Source organism: Streptomyces flavochromogenes (genome assembly GCF_000717595.1).
In the GTDB taxonomy this organism is placed as follows: Bacteria; Actinomycetota; Actinomycetes; order Streptomycetales; family Streptomycetaceae; genus Streptomyces; species Streptomyces flavochromogenes.
Genome location: NZ_JNZO01000011.1, coordinates 167,889 through 182,976, shown reverse-complemented (window position 1 = coordinate 182,976; position 15,088 = coordinate 167,889). Strand labels below are relative to the sequence as shown.

At 71.2% G+C, this 15,088-nt stretch carries 17 protein-coding genes, 1 tRNA gene and 1 pseudogene; 14 read left to right on the top strand and 5 right to left on the bottom strand.

The features are described from left to right. The first annotated feature begins 62 nt into the window (after positions 1-62). Positions 63-150, top strand: a tRNA-Ser gene (locus IF00_RS0114910). A gap of 69 nt (positions 151-219) precedes the next feature. On the opposite strand, the gene IF00_RS0114905 is transcribed toward IF00_RS0114910, so the two are convergent. Then, complete coding sequence (locus IF00_RS0114905) at positions 220-852, bottom strand: TetR/AcrR family transcriptional regulator (RefSeq protein ID WP_030318229.1); 633 nt, start codon at positions 850-852, stop codon at positions 220-222. A 120-nt stretch (positions 853-972) separates the two neighbouring features. Here IF00_RS0114905 and IF00_RS0114900 point away from each other — a divergent pair, with 120 nt between their 5' ends. Both IF00_RS0114900 and IF00_RS0114895 read left to right on the top strand, forming a co-directional pair. After that, complete coding sequence (locus IF00_RS0114900) at positions 973-1,197, top strand: hypothetical protein (RefSeq protein ID WP_030318228.1); 225 nt, start codon at positions 973-975, stop codon at positions 1,195-1,197. Between the two features lie 96 nt (positions 1,198-1,293). Further along, entirely contained in the window at positions 1,294-1,662 is a 369-nt protein-coding gene (locus tag IF00_RS0114895; RefSeq protein ID WP_030318226.1) for a VOC family protein, read from the top strand. 308 nt (positions 1,663-1,970) lie between these two features. Here IF00_RS0114895 and IF00_RS0114890 read toward each other — a convergent pair whose 3' ends face one another. Next, positions 1,971-2,540: a hypothetical protein gene (locus IF00_RS0114890; RefSeq protein WP_030318224.1), complete on the bottom strand. Its 570-nt coding sequence runs from the start codon at positions 2,538-2,540 to the stop codon at positions 1,971-1,973. Positions 2,541-2,763: 223 nt separating this feature from the next. On the opposite strand from IF00_RS0114890, the gene IF00_RS0114885 reads away from it, so the two are divergent. The 4 genes from IF00_RS0114885 (at position 2,764) to IF00_RS0114870 (ending at position 6,440) form a co-directional block, all read left to right on the top strand. Further along, entirely contained in the window at positions 2,764-3,171 is a 408-nt protein-coding gene (locus IF00_RS0114885; RefSeq protein ID WP_030318222.1) for a hypothetical protein, read from the top strand. Between the two features lie 59 nt (positions 3,172-3,230). Next, entirely contained in the window at positions 3,231-3,905 is a 675-nt protein-coding gene (locus IF00_RS0114880) for an ABC transporter ATP-binding protein (protein ID WP_030318220.1), read from the top strand. Beyond that, complete coding sequence (locus tag IF00_RS0114875; RefSeq protein ID WP_030318218.1) at positions 3,902-6,154, top strand: FtsX-like permease family protein; 2,253 nt, start codon at positions 3,902-3,904, stop codon at positions 6,152-6,154. Before IF00_RS0114880 ends, IF00_RS0114875 begins: the two co-directional genes overlap by 4 nt. 76 nt (positions 6,155-6,230) lie before the next feature. Beyond that, a complete protein-coding gene (locus tag IF00_RS0114870) occupies positions 6,231-6,440 on the top strand; it encodes a DUF4287 domain-containing protein (RefSeq protein WP_030318217.1) in 210 nt (69 codons plus the stop codon). Between the two features lie 7 nt (positions 6,441-6,447). Here the strand turns inward: IF00_RS0114870 and IF00_RS0114865 are convergent, their stop codons facing one another. Next, positions 6,448-7,674 carry an MFS transporter gene (locus IF00_RS0114865; protein ID WP_037638245.1) on the bottom strand — a complete coding sequence of 409 codons (1,227 nt, stop codon included), beginning with the start codon at positions 7,672-7,674 and terminating at the stop codon, positions 6,448-6,450. Between the two features lie 105 nt (positions 7,675-7,779). On the opposite strand from IF00_RS0114865, the gene IF00_RS0114860 reads away from it, so the two are divergent. The 3 genes from IF00_RS0114860 (at position 7,780) to IF00_RS0114850 (ending at position 10,920) form a co-directional block, all read left to right on the top strand. Further along, complete coding sequence (locus tag IF00_RS0114860) at positions 7,780-8,754, top strand: ArsR/SmtB family transcription factor (RefSeq protein WP_030318213.1); 975 nt, start codon at positions 7,780-7,782, stop codon at positions 8,752-8,754. Positions 8,755-8,768: 14 nt separating this feature from the next. Further along, positions 8,769-9,647: an alpha/beta fold hydrolase gene (locus IF00_RS0114855; protein WP_030318211.1), complete on the top strand. Its 879-nt coding sequence runs from the start codon at positions 8,769-8,771 to the stop codon at positions 9,645-9,647. A gap of 214 nt (positions 9,648-9,861) precedes the next feature. Then, positions 9,862-10,920, top strand: coding sequence for an aldo/keto reductase (locus tag IF00_RS0114850; RefSeq protein ID WP_030318210.1), 1,059 nt, complete (start codon positions 9,862-9,864; stop codon positions 10,918-10,920). Positions 10,921-11,083: 163 nt separating this feature from the next. Here IF00_RS0114850 and IF00_RS43740 read toward each other — a convergent pair whose 3' ends face one another. After that, positions 11,084-11,278 (bottom strand): MmyB family transcriptional regulator, encoded by a 195-nt coding sequence (locus tag IF00_RS43740; protein WP_030318208.1) that lies wholly within the window; start codon positions 11,276-11,278, stop codon positions 11,084-11,086. 67 nt (positions 11,279-11,345) lie between these two features. Here IF00_RS43740 and IF00_RS0114840 point away from each other — a divergent pair. Then, positions 11,346-12,014, top strand: a pseudogene (locus tag IF00_RS0114840) (alpha/beta fold hydrolase); the annotation flags it as partial. Between the two features lie 16 nt (positions 12,015-12,030). Continuing rightward, entirely contained in the window at positions 12,031-13,236 is a 1,206-nt protein-coding gene (locus tag IF00_RS0114835) for a winged helix DNA-binding domain-containing protein (RefSeq protein ID WP_030318204.1), read from the top strand. A 28-nt stretch (positions 13,237-13,264) separates the two neighbouring features. Here the strand turns inward: IF00_RS0114835 and IF00_RS0114830 are convergent, their stop codons facing one another. Continuing rightward, the gene (locus tag IF00_RS0114830) at positions 13,265-13,894 is read right to left on the bottom strand and encodes a MarC family protein (RefSeq protein WP_030318202.1); all 630 of its coding nucleotides are present in this window, start codon (positions 13,892-13,894) and stop codon (positions 13,265-13,267) included. Between the two features lie 143 nt (positions 13,895-14,037). On the opposite strand from IF00_RS0114830, the gene IF00_RS0114825 reads away from it, so the two are divergent. Beyond that, positions 14,038-14,454, top strand: a complete 417-nt coding sequence (locus IF00_RS0114825) for a YciI family protein (protein WP_030318201.1) — start codon at positions 14,038-14,040, stop codon at positions 14,452-14,454. A 63-nt stretch (positions 14,455-14,517) separates the two neighbouring features. Further along, positions 14,518-15,060, top strand: coding sequence for a GNAT family N-acetyltransferase (locus tag IF00_RS0114820; RefSeq protein ID WP_030318199.1), 543 nt, complete (start codon positions 14,518-14,520; stop codon positions 15,058-15,060). Positions 15,061-15,088: the final 28 nt, after the last annotated feature.

The following is a 15,088-nucleotide window of genomic DNA, read 5'->3' as shown; positions in this document are numbered from 1 at the left end:
TCACCACCCCCCACCAGGATCGAGTTCGCGAGCACCCTCTTCGGTCATGTAATGTTCGCGGCGGAGGATTCGCCTAGAGGCCTAGGGCGCACGCTTGGAAAGCGTGTTGGGGGCAACCCCTCACGAGTTCGAATCTCGTATCCTCCGCCAGTGCCTCACCGGGCACGATGTCGAAGGCCCCGCTGCTTGCAGCGGGGCCTTCGACGTTGTCCGGGGCGGTCAGCTCTCCCCGGCGGAGAGGCCGGCTCCGAGGAGATCGAAGACGTACGTCGCCTCCGGGGCCACGACAGCCGCGATCCGGGCGTTGGGCTCCCCGGCGAGGGTGAGCTCCTGGATGCGCTGGAACAGCAGCCGGTGGGCGGCGCCCAGGAGCGCCGCTGCGGCCCGGGGGGCGACGGCCGGGTCCTGGGCGGGGGCGACAGCCGCCAGAGCCTGCGCGAGGGCCTCCTCGCGCAGGTCGTGAAGTTCGCGCAGGCGGGCGCTCAGGGTGGGACTCTCGGCGATCATGCGGGCGAACTCCGGGCCGGCGAAGCCGGCGACGGGGTCGCACGTCTCGACCGCGGCGATGAACTCGCGGCGCAGCGCGGCGAGCGGCGACTCGCCCTCGGCCCGGTCGGCGACCGCGCGGGCCAGGGTCGCGGTGAACGCCTCGTGGTGGTCGAGGGCCAGGTCCTCCTTCCGCGGGAAGTAGTTGGTGACCGTCTTCTTGGCGACGCGGGCCGCCGTGGCGATCTCTGTGATGGTCGTCTGCTCGAAGCCCTGCTCCATGAAGAGGCGGGTGGCGTGGTCGGAGATCAGCTGCCTGGTCTCCTGCTTCTTGGACTCGCGGAGTCCCATGCTCTCGGTACCCATGAGCGAATCTTACATGCGACGTAAAAATATCCTTGACGTACTCGCGCAGCCGTGCGTAAAGTTACGTCCGTCGCAAAAATCGCCCGGTAGAACCGAAGAGCCCAAGGGAAGAGGCCGCGTATGCCGAAGCAGGACCCCGCCCCGTTCAGCACTGCGTCCAGCACCGCGTTCAACACCGCGGTCAGCCCCGCGTTCAGCACCGCGTCCATCGGAGCCGCCGAGCGCGGCGCCGCCCAGGACACCGGGCCGGCGCCCGCCACCCGGCGCCCCCCGCTCCGCGAGCTGCCGCGCACGGACCGCAACGGGACCCGTCACCGGTTCCAGGCACCGCGCCGCACGTACTGACGCCGGACGGCCCGGCTGCACCCCCGCGCGTCTGCACGCCGGCACACCTGCCGACCCGCTCACCTGCCCACCCGACCCGCTTCCCGAGGAGCCACCGTGAACGTCTCCACCTCCACCCTCTCCCTCACCGTCGCCGACGTGGACGCCTCCCGGGACTTCCTCACCACCCACCTCGGCTACCAGGTGGCCATGGCCGCCGACGGCTTCGCCTCGCTGACCCGCGAGGACACCGCCGTCGACATCGTGCTGCTGCGCCGGGGCACCGAGGTCCTGCCGCCCGAGCAGCGGGACCAGCAGGCGGCGGGCCTGATCCTGGCGTTCACCGTCGGCGACCTCGCGGCGGAAGAGGCCCGACTGCGGGCCGAGGGCGCGCCCATCACCATGCCGCTGCGCGAAGAGCCCTGGGGTGAGCGGCTGTTCCAGCTGACCGACCCCAACGGCATCGTGATCCAGCTGGTCGAGTGAGTCACGCCCTCCGCCGACCCCCGATGACCGGCCTCGCCGCGCCGAGCCGGGGCGGCGCCGAACTCGGCGCCTGGGCGGTGGAGATGGCCGTCTGCGCGGCCGCACCGAGGAGGGCGCGGCCGGCCCGACCGTGACCCTGCCGCCGGACCGGCGGGCCGGGCCCACGCGCCCGAGGCGGCGGAGGCGCATGGCACGATGCGGGCGGGCGGGTACCTGGGGCGCGTGAGGCGCGCCTCCTCCGTGAATGCCGGTGGGCCGGGACGCGTCGGCGTCCCGGCCCACCGGCATTCGTGCGTGCCTTCGCGTCCCTACACGGGGCAGGGGCGGTATTCGAGGCTGAGTTCGCGGTCGACGGCGTAGCTGGTACGCATCGACGCGTCGATCACCTGCTGCCAGGAGCCGTACTTGACGTACAGCTGGTCCGCGGTCGGACCGAGCGGGTTGCCGTACTTGGCGATGTTCCGCTGTTCGAGGATCCGCACCTCCTCCGGGGTCATGCCGGCGCGGGTGATCTCCTTGGCCTGGTTCCGCATGTCGACCAGCTCACGGGCGATCTCCTCGTCCGTGGCACCCGCCTCACGCATGGCGGCCTCCGTGCGGTGCATGTCCTCGAGAAGCCCGTGGTACTGCATCCGGGTCCGCTGGGCCTCGACCTTCTGATCCATCGGCAGCACGCGGATCCGGCACACGACGGGGTCGCTGCTGGGACAGGGATCGTCGGCGGCCACGGGCCGGGCGAGCGGGGCGGTGATGACCGACCCACACGCCTCGACGGCCCCGGCACCGACGGAACCGGCGGTCCCGAGGAGGGCGACGGCGGCGACGACGGGGAGGAGGGCGCGGCGGAGCGTGAAGGAAGGGGAGGAGGAAAGGCGCATGCGCGCATCTTTGGGGCTGCCGGCGCGCGCCTTCACGGAGGCGCACCGGTGATCACTCCTACGGGGTGCAGGTGGGCCGGGAGGGGTCCTGCGTCCCCCGGGGCGGCTTCATTCACTGGATCGGGGGGTGATGGGAGGGAGGGACGTTACTGCGACCACCGGTGTGTAGTGATGCCGATACTTTCTGTGATGACCAGTCGGCTCGACCAAACAGGGGTTATCGATGAGGAAGTTGGCTACGGCGGTGGTGGCTGCGGGGCTGTTCTTTGGGGGGATGGGGGTGGCGGTGGCGAGTTCGCCTCACAAGTTGGTCATGCGGACGCCAGGCGTTGCGTTCGTCGGCACGTACGCCTGGCAGCCAACAACCAAGGTGCCGAGCGGCCTTCACGTGAAGGGCGAGCTGCGCGACGAGAACGACGGCGATGGCCACAACGTCTACCTCCGCGTCAAGGTCGAGGAATACCCGTGGGGTGACCTGAAGGGTGTCCAGCGGGCTGACATGAAGGTCGACAAGGTCTTCACCGACGGCGCCGTTCTGAAGACCAAAGAAGTGCGCATGCAAGTTTGCCTCGACCGGGGCTCCTTGCGCCCTGACTACTGCTCTCGGGAACGGCTGTTCTCGCGGAGGTAGTCAACGGTTCCGGGGGCCGCGGACCACGCGGCCCCCTCATCCTCATGGAGCGCACCACGATGGAAACCATCCTCCGCGCCGAGGGCGTGGATCTCTTCTACGGCACTGAGCAGGCCGTCAATAGCGCAGATTTCGTGCTCAAGCGCGGCGAGGTGGCCGCCATCATGGGCAGCAGCGGGTCGGGGAAATCGTCGCTGCTGTATTGCCTCGCGGGAGTTCTGCCACCGACCAACGGCACCGTGACCTTCGACGGGATCCCGCTCTCGAGCCTGCCTGATGGTGAGCTGAGCGCCCTGCGTCGCACCCGTCTCGGGTTCGTCTTTCAGTACGGGGAGCTGTTGCCCGAACTGACCGTCGAGGAGAACGCAGCCCTTCCCCTTCGGCTTGCCGGCATCAGCAAGGTTCATGCCCACGCCGTCGCCGCGCAGGTGCTCGGGCGGCTCGGGATGGGTGATCTGCTGAGGCGCAGAACCTCGAAGTTGTCCGGGGGCCAGAGTCAGCGCGTTGCGGTCGCACGCGCTCTGGTCCACCGGCCTGACGTGGTGTTCGCTGACGAGCCGACCGGCGCGCTCGACAGTGCCAACGCATCAGCTGTGTTGGCAGAGTTCCTTCAGCTGGCACGCAGGCAGAAGACGGCCGTGGTGATTGTCACGCACGATGCCGACGTCGCCGCGCGGGCCGATACGCAGTACACGATGTCGGATGGTGTTCTGGCCCAGCGGGTGGCGGTGTGAACGCGTTCGTCCTCGGATTGCGCCTGTTATGGGGAAGCGGACGTCGGGGAAAGGTTCGCTTCCTCCTGATGGCGCTGGGCTCGGCGCTTGGAGTGGCGTGCCTTGCCGCAGTCCTCACCATTCCATCGATCCTCGCCGCTCATGACGCGCGCACGGCTGCCCGCGAGCCACGACCAGGCACAAGTAACGTCCTCTATCAGGAACTTCGCGAGCCGTACGGGTCACAGCCACTCCATAGAGTCTTTGTCGCACGAACAAGACCTGGGCCGACCCCCGTACCCCCGGGAATCGGCAAACTTCCCGGTGCAGGTGAGGCGATTGTTTCGCCGAAGCTGGGTGAGATCCTGGCCGCCAATCCACAAGCTGCAGGCCTTGTTCCAGGCCGGGTGACGGGCACCATCACGCCAAGTGGGTTGGGCGATAACAACGATCTCTACGCCTATGTTGGAACCACCCCAGCCGAGCTGACCGAAGCGGAAGAGTTGGGTGGCTTCGGAATCGGACGGTCCTGGCGGCAGATCGTCGAACCATCAACCCTCAACATTCTGCGCTTCACCCTCGGGTGCATCGTGCTGCTCCCGCTCGTCATCTTCCTCTCCGTCTGCGCCCGGCTCTCTGGAGAATCGCGTGCCCGGCGGCTCGCCGCCCTCCGGCTCGTCGGCCTCAGCATGAAGGACACCCTGCGGGTCAACGCCGGGGAGAGCGTCGCCGCCGCATCGGTCGGGACCGTGATCGGAGTTGTGGGGTATCTCGGAGTCAACGAGCTGATGGCTCGAGTAGGACTGCCAGGCTTGCACTGGTATCCCGCGGATGGCCGACCCTCCGGGCCGACCCTTGCCATGTGTCTGCTGGGATGCCCGGCGCTCGCATGGTTCGTAGGACAGTTCAGTGCACGGCGGGCTGCCATGTCGCCCATCAGCGTGCGCCGCACCGGGGACCGCAAGCCTCCCAGGAAGTTCGGGACGCTGCTTCTGGTTCCAGGGCTGGGCATCATCGGTGGGTACTGCGTGCTCAGCATCATGGGGCGGGACCCATCCGGGGGATCGGCCAGTTCTCTGCTGGTGCCTGGCGCCGTTTTGTTGACTGGTGCCGGGCTCGTCTTCGGGCTGGCACCAATCACAGCGTGGCTGGCGCGGCGACTAGCTGGGGCGACGAAGTCGCTCCCAGTGGCCTTGGCAATGCGGCGGACCGAGGTCGACCCTGGGTCCACGCTGAGAGTCGCCACCGGGCTGGTGCTTCTGGTGTTCGGTGCCTCTCTGACCCAGGGCGTGCTCATTGAACTGAACCAGGTGAGTCGCCCGACTGCTCCTCTTCAGGAGTACAGCATCCGTTTGGACCAACTCGATCCGGCGCAACGAAAGGCGCTGGCCAGCGTGCCGGGTGTGCGGACGCAGGTGGTCTCGTACAGCTCCTGGGATCCGTTGGACGGCACCGACGTGCCGCGTGCCGACCTCGTAATCTCCACCTGCGCACAGCTCGCCGTGTCCACGGAGCGGGCCACGGGATGTGTGGACAACAAGGTCATGGCGCTACGGGACCAACGCGCGCCGCTCAGACACGACCCGAAGGCCGGAGAGCGGTACCCCTTCGTACTCAAGAACGGCCAGAAAGGCGTGCTCACAGTGCCTCGCGAGCAGGTTGACGTGCGTCCCTGGGACCTGTCCGTCTTCGACTCAGGCACCCTCCTCGTCCCCCCTTCCCTACTCCCCTCCAACCTCGCCGACTCCGCCGGCACCCTCACCCTCGTCAGTGACTCCGACCCCGCCACCATCCGGTCCGTTCTCGACGGCATCGGGGCCGTCGCGCCCACCTCCCCCGTCGAGCCCGTCGGGATCGTCATCGACTCGCTCGCTCAGCTCGCCGTCATTCGGAGTCTGCTTGCCGTCGGGATGGTGCTCGGGCTTGTCATCGGGGTGGCCGCGTTCGTGGTGTCCGTGGCCGATCGGGCCATGGAGCGGCGGGCGCAGGTGACCGCCTTGGCGCTTTTGGGGGCTCGGGCCGGGACGTTGCGGGGGGTGCAGGTCCTGCAGGTGTCGTTGCCGCTTGTCGTGGGGCTGGGGGGTGCCATCGTTGCCGGGTGGCTTGCCGAGTCCAGTTATCTGATCACCGGGGGTGGCGCCGTGCACTGGGACTGGGAGGGGTTGCCCCTGCTGTTCGCGTGTGCGCTGGGCGTGCTGCTCGTCGCCGCGCTCGCCTCCGTGCCCATGGTGCGGCGGCACATCGACCCCGAGCACATTCGGCGGGATTGATCTTGCGGCTCCGATGAGTTTTCGGTGGAGTGGGGGTCCTAGTGGATGTCATCACCCACCGACCCTGGAGACTCCCGTGGCCGAGAACGTCGTCAAAGGGCCCGCCAGTTACTTCCCCTCCATCGAGAAGAAGTACGGCCGGCCCGTCTCCGAGTGGCAGGACCTCATCCGTTCCTCGCCGCTCACCAAGCACATGGAGCTCGTCTCCTGGCTGAAGGCCGAGCACGGGCTGGGCCACGGGCACGCCAACGCGCTCGTGGCCCACACCCTTGCCGAGGGGAAGTAGCCCGGCGTCACGCCGCCAGTTCGTGGGCCGTGCGGGCGTTCACCCTCGCCGTCAGCGCCGCCGTCGCCACCGCCGCGGCGGTGCCCGCCGCCAGGGCCGTCCACCACAGCACCGCCGGGCCCAGCGTCGTGTACGCGGCCACCCCCAGCGTGAGTGCCGCGAAGCGCGCCAGCCCCCACGTCCAGCTGAAGGCGCCCTGGTAGCGGCCGCGTGCGTGGGCCGGGGCCAGGTTGGCGACCACGCCCGCGGCGATGCCCGCCACCACCACCTCGCCCAGGGACCAGACGACGACCGACACCGTGTAGCCCGCGACCCCGTCCGCGAGTCCGGTCAGCGCCACTCCTCCCGCGATCAGCGTGCTGCCCGCGCCCTGCACCACCAGCTGCGGGAACCTGGCCAGCCTCGCCGTCACGAACGGCTGCAGCGCCACCACCAGGATCGCGTTGACCGCCGCCATCGCCCCGTACACCGCCGGCGACAGGCCGCTGTCGTGGACCGCGAGCGGCAGGGCCACCTCGGTCAGCGAGTACACGAAGAGCTGCACTCCGAAGAGGGGGAGCAGGAGCAGGGCCAGGCGGTCTCTGAGCACGACTCCGTAGCCGATGCCGTCCTTCCTCTCCTGGGACGTCTCCCGGGGCTTCTCCCCCTTCGGGTCCTTCAGGCGGACCGCCACCACCAGCGCGTACGCCAGCATCGATCCCGCGTCCACCACGAACAGCAGCCAGTAGCCCCGTGCCGCCAGGTAGCCGCCGAGGACTCCCGCCACCGCCGTGCCGATGTTCACTCCCCAGCCGAACAGGGCGTACGCGCGTCGGCGTCGCTCGCTGTCCACGGCGTCCGCGAGGAGCGCGTAGGCCGCCGGTGAGACCGTGCTGCCCGCCGCGCTGATCAGCAGCGCCGCCGCCGCCATCGTCCACACGCCGGGGGCCAGGAACAGTGCGCCCTGCGCCGCCGACGCTCCGATCAGGCCGATCAGCATCGTCGGGCGGCGGCCGATCCGGTCGGCCAGGATGCCGCCCACGGCCGGGCCCAGGAGGTTGCCCGCGCCCAGGGCTCCCAGGACGTACGAGGTCTCCGTGCCCGTCACTCCGCGCGCGGCCAGGAAGAAGACCAGGAAGGGCGTCACGAGGTAGCCGAGCCTGTTGACGATCGTTCCGGCGAAGATCGTCCATACGACGGGTGGCAGTCCTCGGAAGGAGGACGGGACGAGGGACGACGCAGTGGGAGTAGGCATGCGTCGAGACTGCCCCCGTGGTGCCTCCGCCTCCATTGATTAAGCTCTGCCCGAATCCATCCAGCTCTTCCCAGCCGCGCTTGTGGACCCTAGGACGTGGATCCCTTGGAATCCGGGCTCAGTTTCTCCGCCGCCGACCTCGCCCAGACCCGTTTCGCCGTCTCCCCCATGTGGGAGGTCGTCACCAGCTACCGCGTCCTCGTCGGCCGGCCGGACTCCGGTCCCCACCGGCGCTGGGTCGCCCAGGTCCGGCCCCGGATCGTGCGGGCCGGGCTCGACCGCGGGTGGCTCGCCGCGCTCGTCCCCGCCCAGGGCTACCTCGCCGACTTCCTCAACCCGACCCCCGCCGGCCCCTTCCCCACGCTCGGCACCGAGCTCGACGCCGTTCTCCGCACGCCCGGCGGGCAGGTTCGGGACGATCTTCGTACGCTGACGGGAGGCGAGCACCTCGACCGGCTGCGGCTGCTGCACGACGATCCTCCCGCTGTTCTCCGCAAGGTCGTCGACGAGATCGAGGCCTACTGGGAGCTCGCCCTCGCCCCCTACTGGGCCCGGATCCAGCACGTCCTGGAGGCCGATGTCTTCCATCGGGCCCGTCAGGTCGCCGAGCACGGTTCGGCGCGGGTGCTGAGCGAGCTCCACGAGACGGTGCGGTGGGACGACGGCACCCTGCGGCTCGTACGGCGGCACTGCGCGCTCAGCCGCGACCAGGCCGGGTCCGGGCTGCTGCTCGTCCCCTCCGTGTTCGCCTGGCCCCGGGTCCTCACCCGGTCCGTTCCGCCCGATCCGCCTCAACTGGCCTACCCGGCTCGGGGCTTCGGCGCCGTATGGGAGCCGCGTACCGCCGATTCCACCGAGGCCGTCGCCGCCGTCCTCGGGCGCTCCCGCACCCTGCTCCTCACCGAGCTCGACACCCCCGCGTCGACCACCCAGCTCGCCGCCCACTGCGGCCTGTCCGCCGCCGGCGTCTCCCAGCACCTGATCGCCCTGCGCAACGCCGGCCTCGTCACCGCCCACCGCAGCGGACGCTCCGTCCTCTACGCACGTACCGCCGTCGCCGATCAGCTCCTCAACCCGTAGGGGATCATGGACGGATGACATCTTCCTCCAGTCCCTCCTGGTCAGAGCGGTTCGTGATCCGCGACGGCGTGCGGCTCTCCTGTCGTGACTGGGGCGGCTCCGGGGCCGATGTCCTCCTCCTCCACGGGCTCGCCGGGCACGCCGGCGAGTGGGACGACACGGCCCGGCTGCTCCGGGACTCCGGCCATCGCGTCGTCGCCCTCGACCAGCGCGGGCACGGCGGCAGCGATCGGAACCCTTCGGACGGGGACGTCTCGCGGGCCGCGTACGTCGCCGACGCCGTCGCCGTCATCGATCGACTCGGCCTCGATCGGCCCGTGTTGATCGGACAGTCGTTGGGCGGGAGCACCGCTCTTCTCACCGCCGCCGCCCACCCCGGCCTGCCGCGCGCCCTCGTCCTCGTCGAGGCCGGGCCCGGCGGGGCGAACCCCGGCGTGCAGGAACAGATCGGCGGCTGGCTGCGGGCCTGGCCGGTGCCGTTCCCCTCCCGGGCGGCGGCCGTCTCGTACCTCGGCGGTGGCACGGACGCCGTGGGTGAGGGCTGGGCGAGCGGGCTCGAGGAGCGGGCCGACGGGCTGTGGCCGCGCTTCGACCCCGAGGTCATGGTCCGGTCCCTCGACGAGAGCGCCACCCGCGCCTTCTGGGACGAGTGGGCCGCCGTCACCTGCCCCACCCTCGTGGTCCTCGGTCAGGGCGAACACGGCGGGATCATCGGCGGCGAGGAGTACGCCGGCATGGCCCTCCGCCGGCCCGCGCTGCACGGCACCAGCATCCCCGGCACAGGCCACGACGTGCATCTGGAGCGGCCCGGGGTCCTCCACCGGCTGATCGTCGACTTCCTCGCGGACGGCGACTCCGCGTCCTCCCCGGCGGCCGGGCCCGGGACGGCCTAGGGCGGGCCCAGGGCGGCCCACGGCGGCCCACGGCGGCCCAAAGCAGTGCCCAGTACGGCCCCGGCGGCGGAACGGTGAGGCTCGGGCAGGACGACCCAGGCCGGGCAGGACCGTTCAGGTCCGGCCCGGACAGCCCGGGTCGGACAGGGGCGGCCCCGGAGCGCCGCGCGCAGGCCCTTGCCTTGGAGTGCACTCGAATTCCTAGAGTGCGCGCATGCGCTATCGGGTACTCGGCGGGACCGGGTTCGAAGTAAGTACGTACTGCCTCGGCACGATGATGTTCGGGGCCGTCGGCAATCCTGACCACGCGGATTCCGTACGCGTCATCCATGCCGCCCTCGACCGGGGCATCAACTTCGTGGACACCGCGGACATGTACTCCTCCGGCGAGTCCGAGGAGATCGTCGGCAAGGCGCTGCGCAACTCCAGCCGGCGTGACGCGACCGTCCTCGCCACCAAGGTGTACTTCCCCGTCGGCGGCGAGGGCCCCAACCGGGGCGGTCTCTCCCGTCGTTGGATCACCCGGGCCGTCGAGAACAGCCTCAAGCGGCTCGGCACCGACTGGATCGACCTCTACCAGGTCCACCGGCCCGACCACCGCACGGACATCGAGGAGACCCTCGACGTCCTCGGCGACCTCGTCGGCCAGGGCAAGATCCGGGCGTTCGGCTGCTCCACCTTCCCCGCCGAGGAGATCGTCGAGGCCCACGCCGTCGCCGAACGGCGCGGTCTGCGCCGCTTCCGCTCCGAGCAGCCGCCCTACTCGCTGCTCGCGCGGGGCGTCGAGGCCTCCGTCCTGCCCGTCGCCCAGCGGTACGGGATGGGCGTCCTGACCTGGGCTCCGCTCGCCTCCGGCTTCCTCACCGGCGCGTACCGCAAGGGCCGGCCGGTCGACCTCACCCGCGGGCGCGCCGCGCTCACCCCGCACCGCTTCGACCCGGCGCTCCCCGCCAACGCCGCCAAGCTCGACGCCGTCGAGGAGTTCATCCTCCTCGCCGACGAGATCGGCTGCTCCCTGCCCGAGCTCGCCCTCGCCTTCGCCGCCGCGCACCCGGCCGTGACGTCCGTCATCATCGGGCCGCGGACCATGGACCAGCTGGAGGGGCTGCTGAAGGGCGCGCCCGTCCTCCTCACGGACGAGGTCCTGGACCGGATCGACGCGATCGTGCCGCCGGGCACGAACCTCTACCGCGCGGACGGTGCCTGGCAGCCGCCCTTCCTCACGCAGCCCGCGCTGCGGCGGCGGCCGCTGGAGGAGCGGGCGGCCGGGTAGGGCGCCTGATCCCGTGGCGACGGATGCCCCGCGGTGAGGGATGCCCCGTGGTGACGGATGCCCCGTGGTGACGACTGCCCCTGCATGACGGCTGATCCCGTCGTGACGGCTGATCCCGCGGGCCTGCCGCTCCTCGCTGTGGCCGCCGGTTCGGCGGGACCCGTCACCCCTTCGTGAACTGCTCCGTGCCCACCACCCGGAGCAGCGCGAGCCGCTCCCCCGCGTCCGTGCCCGGCGGCGGGGTGAACAGGACGAGCCGCTGCTCGCCCTCCGGGGCGAGCAGCACCTGGCAGTCCAGGTCCACCGGGCCGATCACCGGGTGCGTGACCCGCATCCGGTTGTGCCGGCGGACCGCCACCTCGTGACTCCTCGTCCACGGCACCGGCTCCGGTGGAGCCGTCGTCAACTGGGGTCAGACCGCGCCCCGTTTCGCCACCGGCCGTACGGTCGTCACCCTGGACCTGTCCGGTGCGGACCGGACCGTCGACGACGGTGGTCCGCTGACCGTCGAGTCGCTCGCCGCGCAGGTGATCGCCGTGATCGAGGACGCGGGCACCGGGCCCGTCGACCTGCTCGGGTTCTCCATGGGCTCCCCGGTCGCGGCGGCCGTCGCCGCCCTCCGCCCCGACCTGGTGCACCGGCTCGTCCTGGTCGCGGGATGGGCGTACACCGCGGGGGACGAGTACCTGCGGAACCTGTTCACGCTGTGGCAGCGGCTCGGGGATGTCGACCCGGCCGGCTTCGGGCGGAGCGTGACGATGACCGGGTTCAGCCGCGGGTTCCTCAACTCCGTCGGCCGCGAGGGCGTCGAGGCGCTCATCCCGAACATGCCGCCCACCCCGGGCACCCTGCGGCACGTGGCGCTCGACCTGGAGGTCGACATCCGGGCGCTGCTGCCGCGGATCACGGCGCCGACGCTGGTCGTGGGGTGCGCGCAGGACGCCACCGTCCCGGTGGAGAACAGCCTGGAGCTGCACGCGGCGATCGGCGGCAGCGCGTACGCGGAGATCGACGCCGGTCATGTCGTCTTCTTCGAGAAGGAGGACGAGTTCGTGGAGACCGTGACGGATTTCCTCGTTCCGGTCCATGCCTGAGGCCATGCTTGGCCGCATGGGTGACACGAGGACGAGGACGATCGACGCCGCCGAGCGCAGGGCGCGGCTCGGGGTGCGGCACCGGCTTGCCGGGAGCGCGCGAGCCGGGTCGGCGGAGGAGGTCGCGGGGGCGCTCGTCGCCCTGCACGGGACCGACCCGGCGAGTGTGTTCCTCGCCGTGGGGGCGCGGCTGGCGGGGAACGACGGGCCCGTGGCGGATGTCGAGCGGGCGTTGTACGAGGACCGGTCGCTGGTCCGGATGCACAGCATGCGGCACACGGTCTTCGTCCTCCCCGCCGCGCTCGCCCCCGCCGTCCAGGCCTCGACGACCGATCCGGCCGCCGCCCGCGAACGCGCCACGCTGATCAGGCACTTGGCGGCCGGCAGCGACTTCGACGCCGCGTGGCTGGCGGAGACCGAGCGGCTCGTCCTCGCCGAACTGGCCGTGCGGGGCGAGGCGACGGGCGCCGAACTGGGCGGAGCCGTACCGGCGTTGAGATCGACGTATCTGTACGGGAAGGGCACTCGGCAGGAGGGCGTCCAGTCCGTCGCGAGCCGGGTGCTGCGGTTGCTCGGCATGGAGGGACGGATCGTACGGGGCCGGCCCCAGGGCACATGGACGTCCAGCCGGTTCCGTTGGGCGCGGCCCGCCGGGCCCGGTGCCGGGCCGCCTTCCCCGCTCGATCCGGCCGCGGCGCGCGCCGAGCTGATGCTGCGGTGGCTCCGGGCCTGCGGGCCCGCCACCGAGGCGGATCTGAAGTGGTGGACGGGGTGGAAGGTGACGGATGTGCGCGGGGCGCTCGCCGCGGTCGGCGCGCTGCCGGTGACCCTCGACGAGGGGACCGGTTTCGTCCTGCCGGACGACCTCGACCCCGTGACGGAGCGGGCGACGGAGACCGGGCCGTGGGCGGCACTGCTGCCCGCGCTCGATCCCACGGCGATGGGCTGGCAGGCCCGGGACTGGTACCTGGACCCGGAACACCGGGCGGCGCTGTACGACCGCAGCGGGAACATCGGGCCGACGGTGTGGTGGGACGGCCGGATCGTCGGCGGGTGGGCCCAGCGCCCGGACGGCGAGATCGTCCACCGGCTGCTCACGGACGTGGGCGCGGCGGCCGGGCACGCGATCGGCGCGGAGGCGGAGAGGCTCGCGGGGTGGGTCGGAGACGTACGGGTGACTCCCCGGTTCCGTACGCCGCTGGAGCGGGAGTTGGGCGCCTGACCTCCGCCCTCGCCGCCCTCGCCCTCACTCACTTGCGCAGGTACAGACCCGGGACGCCCAGTTCCGAGAGACCGTCCAGGACCAGGTCCACGCCGACGGCCGCGAGCAGCAGGCCGAGCAGGCGGCCGAGGAGCTCGATCGTGGCGTGGTGGGTGCGGCGCAGGACGCGGGCGAGCAGCAGGACGCAGATCAGGTCGAGCGCGATGACCGACACGTACGCGCCGACGACGGTCGAGCGCCAGCTGAAGGAGTCGCGGGCGGCCGCCTCGATGAGCACGGCGGTCATGGCGAGCGGGCTCACCACGTACGGCATGAGCAGCTCGCGCACGCCGCTGACCAGGTCGGGGGCGTCCTGGTGGGCGGTGTTGGAGCCGAGGTGGAGACCGAGGACGAGCCCGACGGCGTAGATGAAGAAGATGACGCCGCCCGCGAGCTGGAGGGCCGCGGTGCTGATGTGGAAGACGTTCAGCAGCCAGGGGGCGGTGATGCCCATGACCAGGCCGACGAGGACGGCCGCGCCGGAGGAGAGGAGGGCGATGGTCCGCATCTGGCTCACGGGGTGGACCTGGGCGAGGCCGGCGAAGGCGAGGAGGACCTTCGGGGGGCCGACGACGGAGAAGAAGGTGATGAAGGCGGCGGAGTAGCTGAAGGCGTTCACACCGGAATCATGGTGCGGGCGGGTGATTTCTCCGGTTTTTCCGGCCGGTGCCCGCGCGGTGTCGAGAACCGGTCCCCCGCTCCGACTGTCCTGCGAGAGGCAGTACGCCCAGGAAGCCGAAAGCGATGAGTGAGGAGGACGTCATGAAGTACCTGGTGATGGTGGAGGGCGCGCAGGCGGACTACGAGGCCATGGTGGGCCGCCCCGGCGAGGACAGCCCCGCCTGGAACAAGTCCGACCTCAAGGCGATGTTCGAGCACATGAACGCCATCAACGAGGAGCTGACGGCGAAGGGCGAGATGCTCGACGCCCAGGGCCTCGCGGCCCCGTCCACGGCCCGGTTCGTGACGGTGGACGGCGACGGCAGGCCGGTCGTCACGGACGGCCCCTACGCGGAGACCAAGGAGGTCATCGCGGGCTTCTGGCTCCTCGACTGCGCCTCCCTGGAGCGCGTGACGGAGATCGCCGCCCAGGTCGCCCGCTGTCCGCAGCCGGCCGGCGCGCCGGCGTACCCGGTGGTCATCCGCCCGGTCGACGAGACGGGCCCGACCCAGGACTGACGGCGCGAGCAGCCCGCTCGCTCGCACCCGGCGCTGTCCGTGCCGGGTGCGAGGATCGGCCGCGTGGATACCGGATCGCTCGCTCTTCGACAGTTCACGACCCCGGAGGCCGTCTCCCCGGAGTTGCGGGACGAACTCCTCGACTGCTGGATCGAGGTGACCAACGCGGGTGGCGCGGCCGGCTTCCCCTACCCGCCGATCGACGCGGACCTGGCAGGGCCCGCGGTCGACTTCCTCGTCGCGGGCCTCGATCCCGGGTCGAGCCGCCTTCTGGTCGCGTCGGTCGACGACCGCCTCGTCGGATGGCTGAACGTCCGTCGCGACGACTTCCGGCTCGTCGCGCACTGGGGGACGCTCCACCACGTCCAGACCCGGACGGGACTGCGGGGGCGGGGGATCGGGGCCGCCCTCATGCGCCGCGTACGGGAGATCGCCCGCGACGAGATGGGACTGGAGCAGCTCCGTCTGGCCGCGCGCGGTGGCGCCGGCCTGGAGACGTTCTACGGGCGGCTCGGGTGGCGGGAGGTCGGGCGCTGGCCCGGGGCGCTCCGGCTGGCGCCCGGGGACGACCGGGACGAGGTCCTGATGATCCTGGCCCCGCTCTGAATGCGCGCCCTCTGCATGCGCGGCCTCT